Below are 16,242 nucleotides of genomic sequence, written 5' to 3'. Positions count from 1 at the left end.
AATTTATTTCTTTAATTTCTTAAACATTTTCATTGTGGCGTCATATTTTTCAGAGTATGTTTCATTCAAAAATTCTTTTCTTAAAATTAACACACAGTGATATTTGATGTCATAAATATTTAAAGAATGAATAATTGTTTTTAATTGTCTCTTGTAATAATTTCTTCAAAATGCACCGCAGAATTTTTTTGGAACAGTGATTCCAACTTTGAAATCTTTAGCGGGAGCAAAATAAAGCACAAGATATTTATTAACAATTTGGTTTTTCTTTTTGATTATTTCATCAAATTCTCAACTCTTTTGAAGTCTATATATTTTCTTCATAATTTTGTAGACACCAGTCTATTGTTTTATTTTGCGTCCGAAACAGTTAATCTTGCTCTACCTTTAGCTCTTCTAGCGGCTAAAACTTTTCTACCGTTAGCAGTAGCCATTCTTGCACGGAATCCGTGAACTTTAGCTCTTGTTCTTTTGCTTGGTTGGTATGTTCTTAAACTCATAAAAACCTCCTATAAAAAAATTAATTTAAATATATTTTTAAATTATATATAAATAAGCAAAACCTCAGTCAAAAAATTTAATATTTTAATTTTGGTAAAATATTTGTAATATGATTAAACAGTAAACAAATTTGTATTTAAAAACAAAGAAAATATTTTTCAATACAAATAACTAAAAATACTATAAAAGAGGTAAATAATGCTAAATCTTAAATATATTCTCGATAATCCTGAAAAAGTTAGAGAAAGTCTGAAAAATAGAAACTTTGACCTAACACAGTTTGACAAATTATTAGAAATTGCTACAAAAAGAGGAAAAATTATGTTTGAAGCACAACAAAAAAGAGCCATTCTTTCTTCTTTGAGTAAACAATTTCCAAGCCTCAAAAACGATAAAGAAGCATTCAATAAATTAAAAGCTGAATGTGACGTTCTTAAAAAAGAAGTTGTGGCTTTAGAAAATAACGCCAGTGAAACAGATGCTTTGGTAAATGATTTATTAATTAGGATTCCTAATTTACCTATGGATTTTGTGCCAAGAGGTAATGATGATAGGGATAATGTTGTCATTGCTACTCACGATAATTTAGGTAGAGGATTAGTTTCAAGTGTTTTACCTCATTATGAAGTTGCAAATAATTTAAACATTTTAGATCTTGAGCGTGCTGTAAAGTTATCTGGATCTAGATTTGTAGTTTATAAGGGTGCCGGAGCAAAATTAACTAGAGCATTGCAAAACTTTATGTTAGATTTACATACTGCTAACGGATATATAGAATATGCTGTCCCTGTTTTGGTTAAACCTGAAATTTTATTTGGAACAGGACAGTTACCAAAATTCAAAGAAGATTTATTTTATTTAGAAGCTAATAATATGTATTTGATACCTACTGCTGAAGTTCCACTAACTAATTTATACAACAATGAAATAGTTGATTTGGAAAATCCAATTAGATTAACTTCATTTACAGAATGTTTTAGATCTGAAGCTGGTTCTGGTGGCAAAGATATGAAAGGTATTATACGTAATCACCAGTTCAAAAAAGTTGAATTAGTCAAAATTACAAGCGAAAAGGATTGAGAAGTAGAATTCAATCAAATGCTTGAACAAGCTAAAAAAGTGTTAGAAGAACTTGAACTGCCATACAGAGAATTAAGATTATGCACAGGAGACTTAGGATTTTCATCTAGAACCACAGTTGATCTAGAAGTTTGGTTGCCATCAGAACTTAAATATAGGGAAATTAGTTCAGTTTCATATATGGGAGATTTCCAAGCTCGTAGAGCTATGATTAGATACAGAGATGAAAACAATCAAATTCAATATGCTCATACAATGAATGGTTCAGGGTTAGCGATTGATAGACTTGTTGCTGCTATTTTAGAAAACTATCAAAATAAAGATGGATCAGTTACAGTTCCTGCAAAATTGATTCCATATATGGGAACTGATTTAATTAAATAACTGCTTAGCAGTTATTTTATTTTTTTCAATATGGAAAAGATCCCACATGTTTATTAAAATAACTTTTAAACTATTAAGCCTCGCATCAAAAAAATTTATATAATTTAATTAGTATTTATAAAATACTTATTAATATTCAAGGAGATAATATGAAAAAAGTTGCCATTAATGGTTTTGGACGTATTGGACGTTTAGTTCTTCGTTACTTATTAGAAACTAAAAACAAAGAAGTTGAAATTGTTGCTGTTAACGATCTAACAGATGCAAAAATGCTTGCACACTTATTAAAATACGATACAGCATTTGGACCATTACCAAATAAAGTTGAAGTTAAAGAAAACAAAATTATTATTGATGATAAACAAGAAATTTTAGTTTTATCAGAAAAAGATCCTGCTCTTTTACCATGAGGTGAATTAGGAATTGATATTGTTTTAGAATGTACAGGATTCTTTGTTAAAAAAGATCTAGCACACAAACACATTGAAGCTGGTGCTAAAAAAGTTGTTATTTCTGCTCCAGCAGGTAAAGATGTTAAAACAATTGTTTTCAATGTAAACCACGAAACATTAACACCAGAAGATACAATTATTTCAGGTGCTTCATGTACAACAAACTGTTTAGCTCCAGTTGTTAAAGTTCTAGTTGACAACTTTGGTCTTGAAAATGGTTTTATGACAACTGTTCACTCATTTACAGGTGATCAAATGTTACAAGACGGGCCACACCGTAAAGGTGACTTACGTCGTGCACGTGCTGCAGGACAAAACATTGTTCCTTCAACAACAGGAGCTGCGAAAGCAATTGGTTTAGTTATTCCTGAAGCTAACGGAGCATTAGATGGTTTTTCACTTCGTGTTCCTACATTAACAGGTTCATTTGTTGACTTATCAGTTCAATTAAAATCTGAACCAACAGTTGAAGAAATTAATGCAGCATTTGAAAAAGCTGCAAACCAATCATTAAAATATGAAACAGACGAAATTGTTTCATCAGATATTATTGGTTCACACTACGGTTCAATTTTTGACTCAACACTTACCAAAGTTCAAGAACACGACGGTAAAAGAATTTACAAATTATTTGCATGATATGATAACGAAATGTCATATACAGCACAACTTGTAAGAACATTAACATACTTTGTTAAACTACAAAAATAATATTATTTTATAAGGCAACACTGTTGCCTTTTTTATTTGCTCTGTAATTTCAAAATGAAATATCAATTTTATTAAAATTATTCAATTCATTTTGACTAAAAGATCTATATTTTAGACTTATCGGCAGAAAAACTGTATTCATTACTGTTTTAGAGCTATTTAAAAAACATTTATTTGCTTTTATATAATTAATTTTATATATATCGCAAGGGAGGCCAAAAATAGCTAATCTTTTCTTTTGGCTATCTTCTTTAGATATCACCACCAAAGCCGACTTATAAGATAATTCGTCAAAATTGTGGTTTTCATTTTTAATTTTAAAAAATTCAAAATCATTAGTTAAATTAGACTCGTTTCAACATTTAATAAATAATAAAACAGCGTTTATTTTCTTTAAAAAGATATTTCTTTTGTTTTTATTCATTTCGGTAATCAACAAATCAAAAGTTAATTTATTTTCTTCTATATCGAATTTAAGTTTTTCTTTATTTTGTTTATATTTGAAAAATATTTTTTTGCAATTATGTATTCCTAAAGCGTGTAAAACAAAACTTAAAGTGATCATTAACCGGATTCTCAAATCGAATCGATTGCAGTTCCATTTTTTTATAAAGGATATGGATTTAACTGCATCAACTAATTTCAAAAATTTTAAAACAGTATATTTAAAAATTTTATTGTTAATTTTGATGTTTGATATATTCATATTTTTTAATTCAGAAATTTCTATTTTTATTTTTAAAAATATTATTTTAAAAATATACACACGTTTAAACCACAATTTAGTAATTTTATTGTGTAAAATTTAATTATTATGATTAATGATACAATAGCAGCAATTTCATCTGGCGGAAAAATTAATCAAGCAATTGCAATTATTAGAGTTTCAGGGGATGACAGTATTGCAATCGTAAAAAAAATTTTCACTGGAAAAGTTGGCAAAAACCAAACAATAACATTTGGAACAATAGTTGATAATTTTAATAATAATCAACTTGTTGATGAAGTTTTATGTATGTGATATATAGGTAAAAATAATTTTGTTGGGCAAGACACTGTTGAAATTAATTGTCACGGAGGTGTTGTTGTTTCAAATCGTATTTTGGAATTATTATTAGCTAATGGAGCAAGGCTGGCTGAACCAGGCGAATTTAGTCGTCGTAGTTTCATAAACGGTAAAATGGATTTAATTAAAGCAGAAGCTATAAATGATTTAATTCATTCTAGCACTATAAAACAAACTCAAATGGCAATTAGTAAGTTTGATGGCAGTACTTCTAAGTTTGTTAATGAACTTAGGGCTGAACTTTCGTATTTGATTGGTGAAATGGAAGTAGCTATCGATTATCCTGAGTATGATTTTGAAGATCCTTTCACCGAAAAATTGCTTCCAAGATTAGTTAAATTAAGCCAAAAACTGGATAAAGCAGTTGAATTAAGCGAAAATTCAAGGTTGATTTTTGAAGGAGTCAAAGTAGCAATTTTAGGGAAACCTAATGTTGGGAAAAGTTCATTACTAAATGCAATTTTAGAACAAGATAAGGCAATAGTAACTGATATTGCAGGAACTACTAGAGATTTAGTGGAAGCCTCTTTCCAATATAAAGGTTTTCTATTCAAATTTATTGATACTGCAGGAATTAGAAAAACTGATGAATTAATTGAACAAATTGGTATCAAAAAATCATTACAGCAAATTGATGATGCAGATGTTGTTATTCATGTTCACGATTTGACACAAGAAGACGATGAATCTGATAGAGAAATAGAAGAGAATACTATTTCAAAAGGTAAAAAATACATACCTGTTTATAATAAAATAGATCTAGCTGCAAATACTGAAAAAAACAATAGCTATATCTATATTAGTGCAAAAAACAATAATGTTGAGGTCTTGAAAGAAAAACTAGCTGAAATATTTAAAGATGTTGATTATACTAATATTGAATTCTTAAATAATTCAAGACAACTTTCGCTAATTAAGCAAGCATTAAATTCTGTGTATGATGCGATTAGTGCTATAAAACAGGGTTATTATTCGGATCTTGTAATAGTTGATCTAAGACAAGCTTGATCATTTTTAACAGATATCACAGGGAGAGCAGATAATGAGCTATTATTAGATGAAATGTTTAAGAATTTCTGTCTTGGTAAATAGAAGGAGATAAATGTCTATAAAATATATTGATTGCCATATGCACCCTTTAAAAATCTATTATGAAGATAATTATCAAGTTGTTGAAAAAGCCTATAATAAAGGTGTTTCTGCGATGCTAGTAACTGGCTGCAATGCTCAAGAGAATGAAGAAGTTTTGAATATTTGTAAACATTTTAACTATACATATCCAGTAATTGGGATTCATCCAAATGAATCTACTGGAAAGCAAGACGCTGACATAATAAAACAACAATTAACAAATGATGTTGTTGCTATTGGAGAGATTGGCTTAGATTATTACTATTCCGAAACTAATAAAGAAAAACAAAAGGAATCATTCATTGCTCAGATTGAAGTTGCCAAAGAACATAATTTACCTGTTGTAGTTCATATGAGAGATTCATATGAGGACCTATACGAAATTATGAAACAATTTCCGATGGTTAAATTTATGATTCACACATATAGCGGGGATATAGAATGAGCTAAAAAATTTTATGATTTAGGTTGTTATTTTAGCTTTAGCGGAACCGTAACTTATAAAAATGCTTCAAAAACAATTGAGGTGGTTAAATGATTACCCGTTGAAAGAATTTTAACTGAAACTGATTCGCCATATTTAACCCCTGCAACTAAAAGAGGAATGAAAAACTACCCCAATTATGTGATTTATACTGCAAACTTTATCGCAGGATTAAAAGACATGCCTATTGAAAAATTTGCTGATAAAATCTTAAAAAATGCTAAGGAGTTATTTAAACTAGATGTATCAAGAAAACATTAAAGCAAAAAAGAAATTTGGCCAAAATTTCCTTAATAACAAGCAAACTATTCAAAAAATAGTTAATGTAATAAATCCAGCAGGGAAGAAAATTATTGAGATTGGACCCGGGTTGGGTGCAATAACAAAAGAGATTATTAATGAAACTAACAAGTTTATAGCTTTTGAAATAGATAAAGACATGATCCAAGTTTTGGATGATCTACAAATTTTTGATAATGACTGTAAAACAGTGATTGAGGGTGATTTTTTACAAAAAGATTTATCTCTTTATGACGGTTTTGAAGTAGTTGGGAACATTCCTTACTACATTACAAGTGACATTATTTTTAAAATAATTGACAATAGATTTTTACTCAAAAGAGCTGTTTTAATGGTTCAAAATGAAGTTGCTGAAAGAATAGTTGCTAGACCAAACAGTCCTGAATATAGTAAATTAAGTATTACATGTCAATATGTGGCTGATGTCAAAAAAGAATTATTTATTGGTAAAAAGAATTTTACTCCTATACCCAAGGTAGATTCGGCAATTGTGTCATTTAATTTTCACCAAGACAAACAAGATAATTATTATAATTTAAAAGATTTTTTCAAACTATGCTTTTTACAAAGAAGAAAGAAATTAATTTGATCTCTTTCGCAGACATATAGCAAAGATATAGTCCTAAAAGTTTTTAATATTTTAAATTTAAGCGAGAACGCAAGAATTCAGGAGCTAGATTTAAAAACAATTTTAAATCTATACAAATTTTTAAATGGAGAAGGTTGTAGATATGAATAAGAAAATAACTTTTATCGGTACTGGTGCTTGAGCAAGTGCTCTTGCTTCGGTTTTATCTAAAAATAATAATTTAGTGACATTATGAGGAATCGATTCGAGAGAAATTGAAGATATAAACAAAGGTATAAATTCAAAATATTTTGAAGATATTAAGTTCAATAACCCTCTAAATGTTAATGCGACACTCGATTTAGAAAAGGCTCTATCTGATTTTGATTATGTTGTTCTTGCTGTACCATCTAATGCTATATGTTCTGTGTTGGAAAAAATTAAATCTGTAATCGGTAGCAAAAAAATCAATATTATAAATGTCGCAAAAGGAATTGATTCAGTAACAAGTAAATTCTTCTCTGATGTTATTGATGAACAATTTGGAGAACATATAAATAATTATTGTACTTTAATAGGCCCATCATTTGCAGTTGAAGTGTTTAGAAATTATTTAACAATGGTCAACATTGTTGGTCCAAATGTTTCATATTTAAAAGAAGTATCTTCGTTATTTAATTGTGACACTTTTAGAGCGGTCATTAATGAAGATGAAAAAGGAAGTGAATTATTTGCTTCTCTTAAAAACGTTTTAGCTATAGGGATTGGTATGATTAATTATATGATGCCATATCAAAATCCGCAGGCGGCTTTATTATCTATAGGCGTCAAAGAGATTCATACAATTTATAAAAAAATGTATCCTAATGGTAATGATCAATTAGGCTTTGAATTAGCAGGAATTGGCGATATTTTCCTAACTTGTTCAAGTCCTAAAAGTAGAAACTTTTCATTTGGTTATGAAGTTGCAAAAAATGGACTTTTAGCTACCTTAGAAAAAAATAAAAAAACCATTGAAGGGTACCATAACGCTAAAATTTTAAAGAGCATTTTAGATTCTCACAAAGATATTAATGTTCCATTTTTAAATAGTATTATTGAAGTGCTATATGAAAATAAAAACCCTTCTAATTTAATAGATTTTGTAGCTGAATACAAATAAATTATTTATAAAATATTTTTAATGTGTGAACTAATTTTATATTTATTAAAATCTATTTTAGTATTATAATTAAATAGAAACATTAGGCCTTCACATGGCACCATAGCCAAATGGCCAAGGCACGAGTCTGCAAAACTCCGATGTACCGGTTCGAGTCCGGTTGGTGCCTCCAAATTATGCGCCCATAGCTCAATTGGACAGAGTGTTTGGCTACGGACCAAAAGGTTAGGGGTTCGACTCCTCTTGGGCGCGCCAAATTAACGAAAGTTAACCATTCCAGCATCTGCTGGTTTTTTTATTTGATTTATTATCGTAATTCCAAAACACCAGATGGATAAGCTTAAAAAAATTAGCGATCAACTAACTTCAAGATTATTTTTAATTGCTGGTGTATTCTTTGATAAAAACTCTAATATATAGTTGATCACTCTATAGAATAAATTTAAAACTTCAGTATTTCAAAACAATAATATTGAACATATAAATATTAGTTCAAATAATGGTAATAAAAATAATGCAATAAAAATTCCTAAAAAGTTGAATCATTTGTTTATTTTCAACATAAATGGTATCAGTATTATGTAGATTATAACACCAACAAGAATATTTTTATAAACCTGTTTTATAGGTATATTAGATAATATATTTGGAATTAATATTGTGAATAATGAACATGTGAATGTGAGTATAAAAGAGAGTGAAAATACATTATTATTATTTAATAAAAATATAACAAACGCAGCAATTAATCAACCATCTAAAGGCTGAAAAGTTTTGTTATGTTGCTTATTAATGTTACGTGTTGCTTGCATTGTTATAGCACGTAATCCTGACATAAAACTTTTTAATAAGGTCAAATATGAAAATAAAAATAAAAAAATTAAACCACCAAACATTCTAGATTTTTTAGTAATTGGTTTAAAAATAAAAAACAGAAAAAGAAACAATAAATCAAAATGTATCCCCGATATAGCTATAAGGTGAATAACATTAAGCTTTTTCAGCGTTTCAATTAGTGTAGTATCGGTATCATAAATACCGAAAACAACTGTTTTTCAGTACAATTTAAAATATTTATACTGACTACCATAATTTTCAATGTTATTGAATATGTTATATGAATACTTTTTAATTTCTAATATATGTGGACGGTGTACAAGATATTTTATGTTATTTGATTTTATAAAAGTATAATCAAGTTTGATATTTTCTAAGTGGTGCGTCACAAATCCTTGAATTCTAATGTGACATCCTTCGTTGACCTCTCTCAAATTATTTTTAAAAACCAGTATGTTTTCATTTTTGTTTGATAATATAAAATATTTATCTGTTTGTTTTAATACAGACCCTTCAATTTCATAATTACCGTCAAACATAAATGTATTTAATTTTGTAAAAATAAGGTTGATTAAATATAATGCGCATAATATGAAAACAATTAATGAATATTTATAATTCATAAAAACTAATATCAACGAAAGAACTAAAAAGAGTACAGTTCAAATAAAAAATGTTTCTGCTGCATTAACAGATAAATGAAGCAAAATAGGAAAAACTAATGTAAAAATAAGAGGACTTATAAAATTAAAAATTGCTGGAGCTTTTCTATTGTTTTTGGTCCAATTCCTTTTAATTCATTTAACTCCTTTCATGATACTGTGTTATTGTCCTTTCTAAACTTAACTATCTTTTTGGCAATAGTTTGACTAATTCCTCTATCTATTAGCTCTTTTTCGCTGCTTAAAGTTTCTCATTTAATATAATAATTTTGCGTTTTTGATAGCTCATTTATATAAGGTATGTGTAATGTTGTGTTTGAGTTATATTTGGTATTTAAACTAAACTTAGATAAATTTGAATTTTGCTTTGGTTCAATAAGTTTGATGAGTTCTGAAAAAGTAACGGGATGATCAAAGTAGTATTTATCAGGGTATTTCACGGCACCTGAAACATTGACGAAAAAATGACCATCCTTAGCTTCTAAAGCTTTTATTTTGGTATTCGAATTGGTAAAAACAATTGCAGAGGTTGAAACAGCAGCACCAATTAAAATGAAAGATCCAAGAAATCAAAACTTTTTACTTTTCATAACTTAATATTGTTGAAAAATGATCACATATGTAAATTTGTAAAAAAATGATAAAAACAAGTGTTTTTTACCAAAATAAAAGTTGCCCAGTAGGCAACTAACATTAAACAGCTAAAATATCTTTTTCTTTTTTAGCTTCTAAATCATCAATATGAATAATTTTTTTATCTACAAGTTTTTGGATATCATCAAGATATCTTTTTTGAACATCTTCAGATAATTCATCGTCAGATTTAATTGATTTATTGATGTTTTGACGAACGTTTCTAACCCCCACTTTAGCGACTTCAGTGTGTTTAGAAAGCCCTTTTACAAGTTCTCTTTTTCTTTCAGTTGTTAATGGTGGGAATGTAATTCTTATTTGGCTGCCTTCATCAACTGGGTTAACTCCTAAACTTGCATTTGTTATCGCTTTAATAATATCTCTTACACATGTTTGATCAAAAGGCTTAATTAATAATTGTTGAGCTTCAGGAACACTGATATTAGCTAATTCTTCAAGCGGTGTTAAAGTATCATAATACATTACTTTTAAACCTTTAATTAACTGCGGGTTTGCTCTACCAGTTGAAATTTTAGAAAGTTCAAAAACATAGTGATTTAAAACTTTTTCAGTTTCTTCTTCAAATTCTAATAAATAAATATCAAATTCCATTATTTTGTAACCTCTGTGTGCTCTATTTTTCCTTCAACAGCTCTTAAGATTGAATCTTTTTCATTGATGTTGAAAATAATTAAATTTATATTGTTATCACGCGCCATGCTTGTAGCTGTTAAGTCCATAACTTGTAATTTTTTATCTAAAATATCATCATAAGAAATTTTGTCATATTTGACTGCGTTAGGATTAACTTTAGGGTCTGAATCGTATACGCCTGACACTCCATTTTTGCCCATTAAAATTACTTCTGCACCTATTTCAGAGGCGAACAAGGTTGCTGCGGTATCTGTTGTAAAGTAAGGTCTACCGGTACCACCGACAAATATAACAACTTCACCATCTTCAAGGTATTTTATTGTTTTTTCATTAATATAGTTTTCTGCAACTTTCTGATCGATATTAATTGATGATTGAACTCTGGCTTTTAAACCGTTTTTTTCAAAACCGCTTCTTAAAGCGAGACCATTCATAATTGTTGCAAGCATTCCGATGTAGTCAGCTCTATTTCTTGGAATTCCGTTTTTTGCAGCACTAGCTCCTCTCCAAAAGTTTCCGCCACCAACAACGACACTTACTTGTATGCCTTTTTTGACAATTTCTTTAAGTTGTCTTGCTATATCTTCAACAAGGTTGTAATCGATTGCTAAATGTTTCTCTTTATTGACAAGGCCTTCACCTGAAAGTTTAATTAAAATTTTCTTATGATTCATTTTTCCTCTTTATGTTCTTAAATTCTATTTTAATTATAAATTAAAATTTAATATTTAATTTTAGGAATTTTAAAATCGGCAAAATCAGGACCACTTTTATTAAATAAAATAAATAAAATACCTATAAAATAGGCATTTTAGCATATTAATCTTTAGTGTTTTATGAACTTCTTAAATCAGGTTTTTTTGTTTATTGTGTATCTAGAGTGATATGTTTTATAATAACCTTCATTTGCGATTATACCAAGATACATAAAATAAGAAGCAATCGAAACCAACAATGCGATATACATAAATGTTCCAAACACACCGAATTTTTTGTAGTCAATTAATGAAGTTAGATAACCGAAGATAGAGATAAAAATAATAGTTGGGACAGATGCAATTAATGCCCCTGGTGCAACTTGAGTTCATGACAGTTTGAATGCAGGACTTATTTTGAAAAGTAGTGAAAAACCTATATAAAGCCCTACTAGAAGATAAAGAGAGAATGAAATATAGAAATAAATATTTTCAGCATTTTTATCGTGTGATGTTGCGAAACCGAACAATTTATAGGTGTATAAGTACAGTGTTGTTGAAACAAAAATATAAATAGAAATCCAGAAAACAGTTATAAAACCTTTAAGCCTATTCAAAAATCAGTTTCCTGTTGATTCGTGTCTATAAATATAGTTTTCGCTGTAAATAAATTTGGCAAAACCACCGGAGCTAACTCATAAAGAAGCCAAAAACAAAGGTATTATAACTGCGTAAGTTGCAACACCTCCAAATTGTGCACCTGCTACAAGAGATTCTACGCCAGGTATAATTCTTGATAAAATAGCACTGAAAAACAGCCATTCAAGCCCTAATGGTAATAATTTCAATAGTAGGAACACGGATATCATTATCGGGACAAATGAAACCAGTAAATAAAACGCAAATGAAACTGGTATAAAAGCAAAATCCCTGCTTGAAAAGCGTTGATATATTCTATTAATTAATTCATTGACTTTTGGATTATTTTTTCATGAAGATCTAGGAATTACAGCAAACATAATTGTCTTAATAAAAAACTTAATAATTTTTTCCAAAAACGGAGTTTTATAGGTTATTGGTAAAATATTTTTGCTAAATGTAGACTTTTTTAATACGGAATTATATTTTTTTTCCATTGTTTTAATATTTAAGTTTGAATAAATTATATCCTTACTTCGCTTCATATTTTCCTTATATATAAATATTAACAAATTTAGGCATAAAATAGCTGTAAAAAAAGACAGCCGCAGCTGTCTAATTTAATTATTTTTCTCTACTTACAACTTTTTCAAAATCAAAATCAGTAGGAACATTTTTTCCAAAGTACTCAATTTCAACTAGAACTCTTTGATTTCTATCATCACACTCAAGAACTTTACCTTGTGTTCCTTTAAATGGGCCGTCAATTATTTCAACAATTTCACCAATACTAAACTTGTCTTTTTCGATTCCGGCATCAAATTCTTCTTGCAATAATTTTTCTTTTTTGAATGAAGCTTGAATTTGTGCATCAGAAACTGGGGTAGGTTTTGATCCTTTACCAGATGAACCGATTAAACCTGTAACATATTGAGTGTTACGTATTACGAATCAAGCGTAGTCATCCATTTCCATTTTAATAAATATATATCCATTATACATATTTACGTATTTTACTTTGTATGGTTCACCTTTTAATTTCTTTTCAGCTTCTTTAGCTGTTAAAGTTGGTTTTATGAACATTTTGAATGCACCTGTTTCACAAGCGGTTTCGTCAAAAAATTCACTTATTTGCTCACTAACAACACGGTTTTTTAAAGCTTCAATAACTTGTTCTTCTTTGCCTGAAACCGTGCTAATCATATATCAACGAAAATTTCTCATATATACGTCCTATCTAGTTTGAATTCCTGTTTGTTTGTAAATAAAGTACATTAATGCAGTAAAACTAAATACCGCCAAAGTGAAAATGATTGTGAAGATAACCACCTGTGCGAAAGAGATTCAAGTTTTTTTAGCTGAAGGTCATCTAACCCTTTTTAATTCTTTAACAAAACGACGAAATAAGTATTTTTTATTTTTAGGTTTCTTAATTGAATTTACGCTTTGATCCTTACTCATTATTTTTCTTCCTTATGTAGTGAGTGAGCTTTACACTTTGGACAATATTTGTTTAACAAAATTCTTTCTGCCCCACTGTTCACACTTTTCACAGTTGAATAATTTAAGCTGTGACAGTTTTCACAACTTAATGTAACTTTTTTCCTTAACATATGGTAATTATAAATAATTATTTTAATTTAATATATATTTTAATAATATGTTGGCTCAAGTTAGTTATAAAAATTATTTATTTTATTTACCAGAATTTGTCTATATTCGTTTAGTTTATGAGTTGTATAAAAATTTTTATTTTCACATTTTAATATATTTAAGATCTTAAGATCGTTTTGATTTAGTGAATTATTAAATTGAAAATAGTCTAATTCATCTATTTTATAGTTCATTTCGTCAAGCGAATTTTTATCTTCTACATAATGTAATTCATCTAAAGAAACACAATTTGAATTGAAAGCTCTTTTCTTTGCTCTTCAATAATTTACTTTTGTGTAGCAAAAATTTTTAACTGACTTAGTTAAAAACGTTATAAATGAGGCTTCTGGACGATATTTGTATTTTTTAACGATACTACATGAATTTTGGATAAAGTCGCAGCTTATATCATCGCATTCAACAGGTATGCCAAATATGTTTTTTATATTAAAATGTACTATTTTACTAATAGTACTGTAAAAATATGATGAAAGTAAAACATAAATATCATTACGATCCATTGTTAATAGTAATTCATCTATTTTTTCTGGTTCTGTTTTTAATAATTTCATAAATGTTTTAACTTTTATATTAATCATTTTTAATTAATTCAAATAATAAAATGCCGGTTGCAACAGATGCGTTAAGTGACTGCACTGATCCTTTTTGCTCGATATAAATTAATTGATCCGCAGCATTTTCAACAGATTTTGAAATACCTGTTTCTTCATTTCCAACTATTAAACAAGTTGGCTTGTTATATTCAATTTTGTTATATGGAACAGAATTAGAAGCCAAAGTTGAAGCGTAGATTCAAAAACCTCATTTTTTAAGTTTTTCAATTGTAGCAACTATACTTTTAACTTTAATAATTTTCAAGCCCACAAAACCACCAGAGCTTATTTTAAGCGTTGTTGGTGTAATGTCTGCGGCTCTGTCTACTGGAATAATTAAATGTTTAATTCCTGCAGCGTTTGTCGTTCTAATAATTGCACCGAGATTATGCGGATCTTGAATATGGTCTAAAATTAAAATATTTTGAGGACAATCTCTTTTGATAGTATCGAGGTCATATATTGGAAAATTTTTAAGCACTGCAATATAACCTTGATGATTTTCATTTGAAAAATCATCAAAGAATTTAGCATCTTTTACAACAATTTTATAATTTGAAAACTCCTTTAATTTGTCTGTGTGTGATTTTGAAATAGTATAAATTTCTTTAATTTGTAAGTTTGATTTTATTGCATCAATTACAGAATTTCTTCCACACAAATATAATTCTTTCATATTAGTCCTCCAAATTTAGTTGTAAAAGTTTGTTTTAAAAAATGTTAATAAAAATTAGATTTAATTAATTTAGTACGAATTTTATCAGCATTTTCATAATCTTTTTTGCCTATAAAACTGTTTCATTCGTCAAACAATTTTAAACCTTCAGCATATCTTGATATTCTGGTTAATTCTGGGTAAATAATGTTAATAATTGTAAATATATTTTTGGCATTATTCAATGAATGGGTTTTGTTGAATAATTTAATTTCTTCATTTAATATAAAATTAAAGTTTGAAAAGTCTGTATTTGAAATCGATTCGAGCATTTTTATAACTTGATCAGATTCATTGTCAATTAATTCATCTTGTTTAAAATTAGTTAAAAATTTAAAAATCAGTTTTTGGTATTTTATTTCTAGCTTAATCATATTATCAATTAATTCATCGGTTATATTAATATTTGCAGTTAGTTTTGCATTTGTAAAAATAAGTTTCAAAATTGAAGGACCAAATTTATTTAAAAAGTCTTTTGCAGCTATTATATTTCCTAAAGATTTAGACATTTTTTCGCCATTCAAGTTAATTTGACCACAACGTAATCATTCTTTTGCTAAAGGTTGATGATAAAGTGCATAATGTTGAATGTTTTCATTTTCATGGTGTGGAAATGTTAAGTCCATTCCACCACCGTGAAGATCCACTCCGTATGGACCAAAATGTTTGTTAATTAAAGCACAACATTCAGTATGTCATCCTGGTCTTCCCGAACCAAAAGGTGAATTAAATTTAATACCTACAGTGGTCTTCTTTCATAAGGCAAAATCAGCACTAAATTTCTTTTCGCTACTTTGTTCTTCAAATTGCATATTTTCTAAAATTTGGTTAGAAACCATGCCATATGCTTTTTGGTTGTTTAACACATTAAATCAGACGTTCCCGTCTTTATCAAGGTAAGCATTTTCAGATTCAACAAGTGTAGAAATATAACTTGTAATAAGTTCCATATTTTCAGTAACTTTTTCAATATGAGTTATAGTGTTTATATCAAAGGCATCTAGTAATTTAAAATATTCCTCAGTATAAAATTCACTTATTTCTTTTTCGGTTTTATTTTCGGTAATTGCTCTATTAATAATTTTGTCATCGACATCAGTAATATTGTGAATAAATGAAAATTCCTTGCCAAGAGCTCTATAAGCCTTTAAAACAATGTCATAAGTAATTATTGCTCTCATATTTCCGATGTGAGGACTATTGTAAACCGTTGGTCCGCATAAATATATTTTTAACATAGCTAAATTATAATTAATAAAAAATTTTTTCATTAAGTATTCAGCTTTAGTTTTAATGATTTA

Annotated in this window: 20 protein-coding genes and 2 tRNA genes; 8 read left to right on the top strand and 14 right to left on the bottom strand. The window is 28.2% G+C overall.

What is annotated here, in order from left to right; translation table 4 throughout:
- Positions 1-3 precede the first annotated feature (3 nt).
- Together rnpA and rpmH are read right to left on the bottom strand one after the other, a co-directional pair.
- Positions 4-324 carry a ribonuclease P protein component gene (gene rnpA / locus T390_RS0100470; RefSeq protein ID WP_027334597.1) on the bottom strand — a complete coding sequence of 107 codons (321 nt, stop codon included), beginning with the start codon at positions 322-324 and terminating at the stop codon, positions 4-6.
- 26 nt (positions 325-350) lie between these two features.
- Entirely contained in the window at positions 351-500 is a 150-nt protein-coding gene (gene rpmH / locus T390_RS0100465) for a 50S ribosomal protein L34 (protein ID WP_027334596.1), read from the bottom strand.
- Between the two features lie 199 nt (positions 501-699).
- Between rpmH and serS the strand changes: the two genes are divergently transcribed.
- Both serS and gap read left to right on the top strand, forming a co-directional pair.
- Positions 700-1,965 (top strand): serine--tRNA ligase, encoded by a 1,266-nt coding sequence (gene serS / locus T390_RS0100460; protein ID WP_027334595.1) that lies wholly within the window; start codon positions 700-702, stop codon positions 1,963-1,965.
- 149 nt (positions 1,966-2,114) lie between these two features.
- Entirely contained in the window at positions 2,115-3,128 is a 1,014-nt protein-coding gene (gene gap / locus T390_RS0100455; protein ID WP_027334594.1) for a type I glyceraldehyde-3-phosphate dehydrogenase, read from the top strand.
- Positions 3,129-3,135: 7 nt separating this feature from the next.
- On the opposite strand, the gene T390_RS0100450 is transcribed toward gap, so the two are convergent.
- Positions 3,136-3,693 (bottom strand): hypothetical protein, encoded by a 558-nt coding sequence (locus T390_RS0100450; protein ID WP_051590825.1) that lies wholly within the window; start codon positions 3,691-3,693, stop codon positions 3,136-3,138.
- Between the two features lie 249 nt (positions 3,694-3,942).
- Here T390_RS0100450 and mnmE point away from each other — a divergent pair, with 249 nt between their 5' ends.
- The 6 genes from mnmE (at position 3,943) to T390_RS0100420 (ending at position 8,094) form a co-directional block, all read left to right on the top strand.
- Complete coding sequence (gene mnmE, locus T390_RS0100445) at positions 3,943-5,286, top strand: tRNA uridine-5-carboxymethylaminomethyl(34) synthesis GTPase MnmE (protein WP_027334592.1); 1,344 nt, start codon at positions 3,943-3,945, stop codon at positions 5,284-5,286.
- A gap of 10 nt (positions 5,287-5,296) precedes the next feature.
- The gene (locus tag T390_RS0100440) at positions 5,297-6,070 is read left to right on the top strand and encodes a TatD family hydrolase (protein WP_027334591.1); all 774 of its coding nucleotides are present in this window, start codon (positions 5,297-5,299) and stop codon (positions 6,068-6,070) included.
- Positions 6,051-6,848: a 16S rRNA (adenine(1518)-N(6)/adenine(1519)-N(6))-dimethyltransferase RsmA gene (gene rsmA / locus T390_RS0100435; RefSeq protein ID WP_027334590.1), complete on the top strand. Its 798-nt coding sequence runs from the start codon at positions 6,051-6,053 to the stop codon at positions 6,846-6,848. The genes T390_RS0100440 and rsmA overlap by 20 nt, the downstream gene beginning before the upstream one ends.
- Complete coding sequence (locus tag T390_RS0100430; RefSeq protein WP_027334589.1) at positions 6,841-7,839, top strand: NAD(P)H-dependent glycerol-3-phosphate dehydrogenase; 999 nt, start codon at positions 6,841-6,843, stop codon at positions 7,837-7,839. The genes rsmA and T390_RS0100430 overlap by 8 nt, the downstream gene beginning before the upstream one ends.
- Positions 7,840-7,935: 96 nt before the next feature.
- Positions 7,936-8,011, top strand: a tRNA-Cys gene (locus tag T390_RS0100425).
- Positions 8,012-8,017: 6 nt separating this feature from the next.
- A tRNA-Arg gene (locus T390_RS0100420) sits at positions 8,018-8,094 on the top strand.
- Between the two features lie 2 nt (positions 8,095-8,096).
- Here T390_RS0100420 and T390_RS0100415 read toward each other — a convergent pair.
- From T390_RS0100415 to T390_RS0100370, 11 genes are all read right to left on the bottom strand, one after another.
- Positions 8,097-9,491: an MAG0480 family ComEC-like protein gene (locus tag T390_RS0100415; protein WP_027334588.1), complete on the bottom strand. Its 1,395-nt coding sequence runs from the start codon at positions 9,489-9,491 to the stop codon at positions 8,097-8,099.
- The gene (locus tag T390_RS0100410; protein ID WP_027334587.1) at positions 9,416-9,928 is read right to left on the bottom strand and encodes an MAG0490 family ComEA-like DNA-binding protein; all 513 of its coding nucleotides are present in this window, start codon (positions 9,926-9,928) and stop codon (positions 9,416-9,418) included. The genes T390_RS0100415 and T390_RS0100410 overlap by 76 nt, the downstream gene beginning before the upstream one ends.
- A 103-nt stretch (positions 9,929-10,031) precedes the next feature.
- Positions 10,032-10,583, bottom strand: coding sequence for a ribosome recycling factor (gene frr / locus T390_RS0100405; RefSeq protein ID WP_027334586.1), 552 nt, complete (start codon positions 10,581-10,583; stop codon positions 10,032-10,034).
- The gene (pyrH, locus tag T390_RS0100400) at positions 10,583-11,299 is read right to left on the bottom strand and encodes a UMP kinase (RefSeq protein ID WP_027334585.1); all 717 of its coding nucleotides are present in this window, start codon (positions 11,297-11,299) and stop codon (positions 10,583-10,585) included. Before pyrH ends, frr begins: the two co-directional genes overlap by 1 nt.
- A 152-nt stretch (positions 11,300-11,451) precedes the next feature.
- The gene (locus T390_RS0100395; protein ID WP_027334584.1) at positions 11,452-12,504 is read right to left on the bottom strand and encodes a YihY/virulence factor BrkB family protein; all 1,053 of its coding nucleotides are present in this window, start codon (positions 12,502-12,504) and stop codon (positions 11,452-11,454) included.
- 79 nt (positions 12,505-12,583) lie between these two features.
- Positions 12,584-13,183 carry a transcription termination/antitermination protein NusG gene (nusG, locus tag T390_RS0100390; protein ID WP_027334583.1) on the bottom strand — a complete coding sequence of 200 codons (600 nt, stop codon included), beginning with the start codon at positions 13,181-13,183 and terminating at the stop codon, positions 12,584-12,586.
- A 9-nt stretch (positions 13,184-13,192) separates the two neighbouring features.
- Positions 13,193-13,420, bottom strand: a complete 228-nt coding sequence (gene secE / locus T390_RS0100385; RefSeq protein WP_036435909.1) for a preprotein translocase subunit SecE — start codon at positions 13,418-13,420, stop codon at positions 13,193-13,195.
- Positions 13,420-13,572 carry a 50S ribosomal protein L33 gene (rpmG, locus tag T390_RS04020; RefSeq protein ID WP_084260943.1) on the bottom strand — a complete coding sequence of 51 codons (153 nt, stop codon included), beginning with the start codon at positions 13,570-13,572 and terminating at the stop codon, positions 13,420-13,422. Before rpmG ends, secE begins: the two co-directional genes overlap by 1 nt.
- A gap of 60 nt (positions 13,573-13,632) precedes the next feature.
- Positions 13,633-14,184 (bottom strand): hypothetical protein, encoded by a 552-nt coding sequence (locus T390_RS0100380; RefSeq protein WP_156930729.1) that lies wholly within the window; start codon positions 14,182-14,184, stop codon positions 13,633-13,635.
- A gap of 19 nt (positions 14,185-14,203) precedes the next feature.
- Entirely contained in the window at positions 14,204-14,902 is a 699-nt protein-coding gene (rlmB, locus tag T390_RS0100375; RefSeq protein ID WP_027334580.1) for a 23S rRNA (guanosine(2251)-2'-O)-methyltransferase RlmB, read from the bottom strand.
- 44 nt (positions 14,903-14,946) lie between these two features.
- Positions 14,947-16,179, bottom strand: a complete 1,233-nt coding sequence (locus T390_RS0100370; RefSeq protein ID WP_027334579.1) for a class I tRNA ligase family protein — start codon at positions 16,177-16,179, stop codon at positions 14,947-14,949.
- Positions 16,180-16,242 lie beyond the last annotated feature (63 nt).

The organism is Mycoplasmopsis felifaucium ATCC 43428 (assembly GCF_000687775.1).
In the GTDB taxonomy this organism is placed as follows: domain Bacteria; phylum Bacillota_I; class Bacilli_A; order Mycoplasmatales; family Metamycoplasmataceae; genus Mycoplasmopsis; species Mycoplasmopsis felifaucium.
The sequence above is the reverse complement of the archived record's forward strand: the minus strand, read 5'-3'. Positions and strand labels throughout refer to the sequence as shown.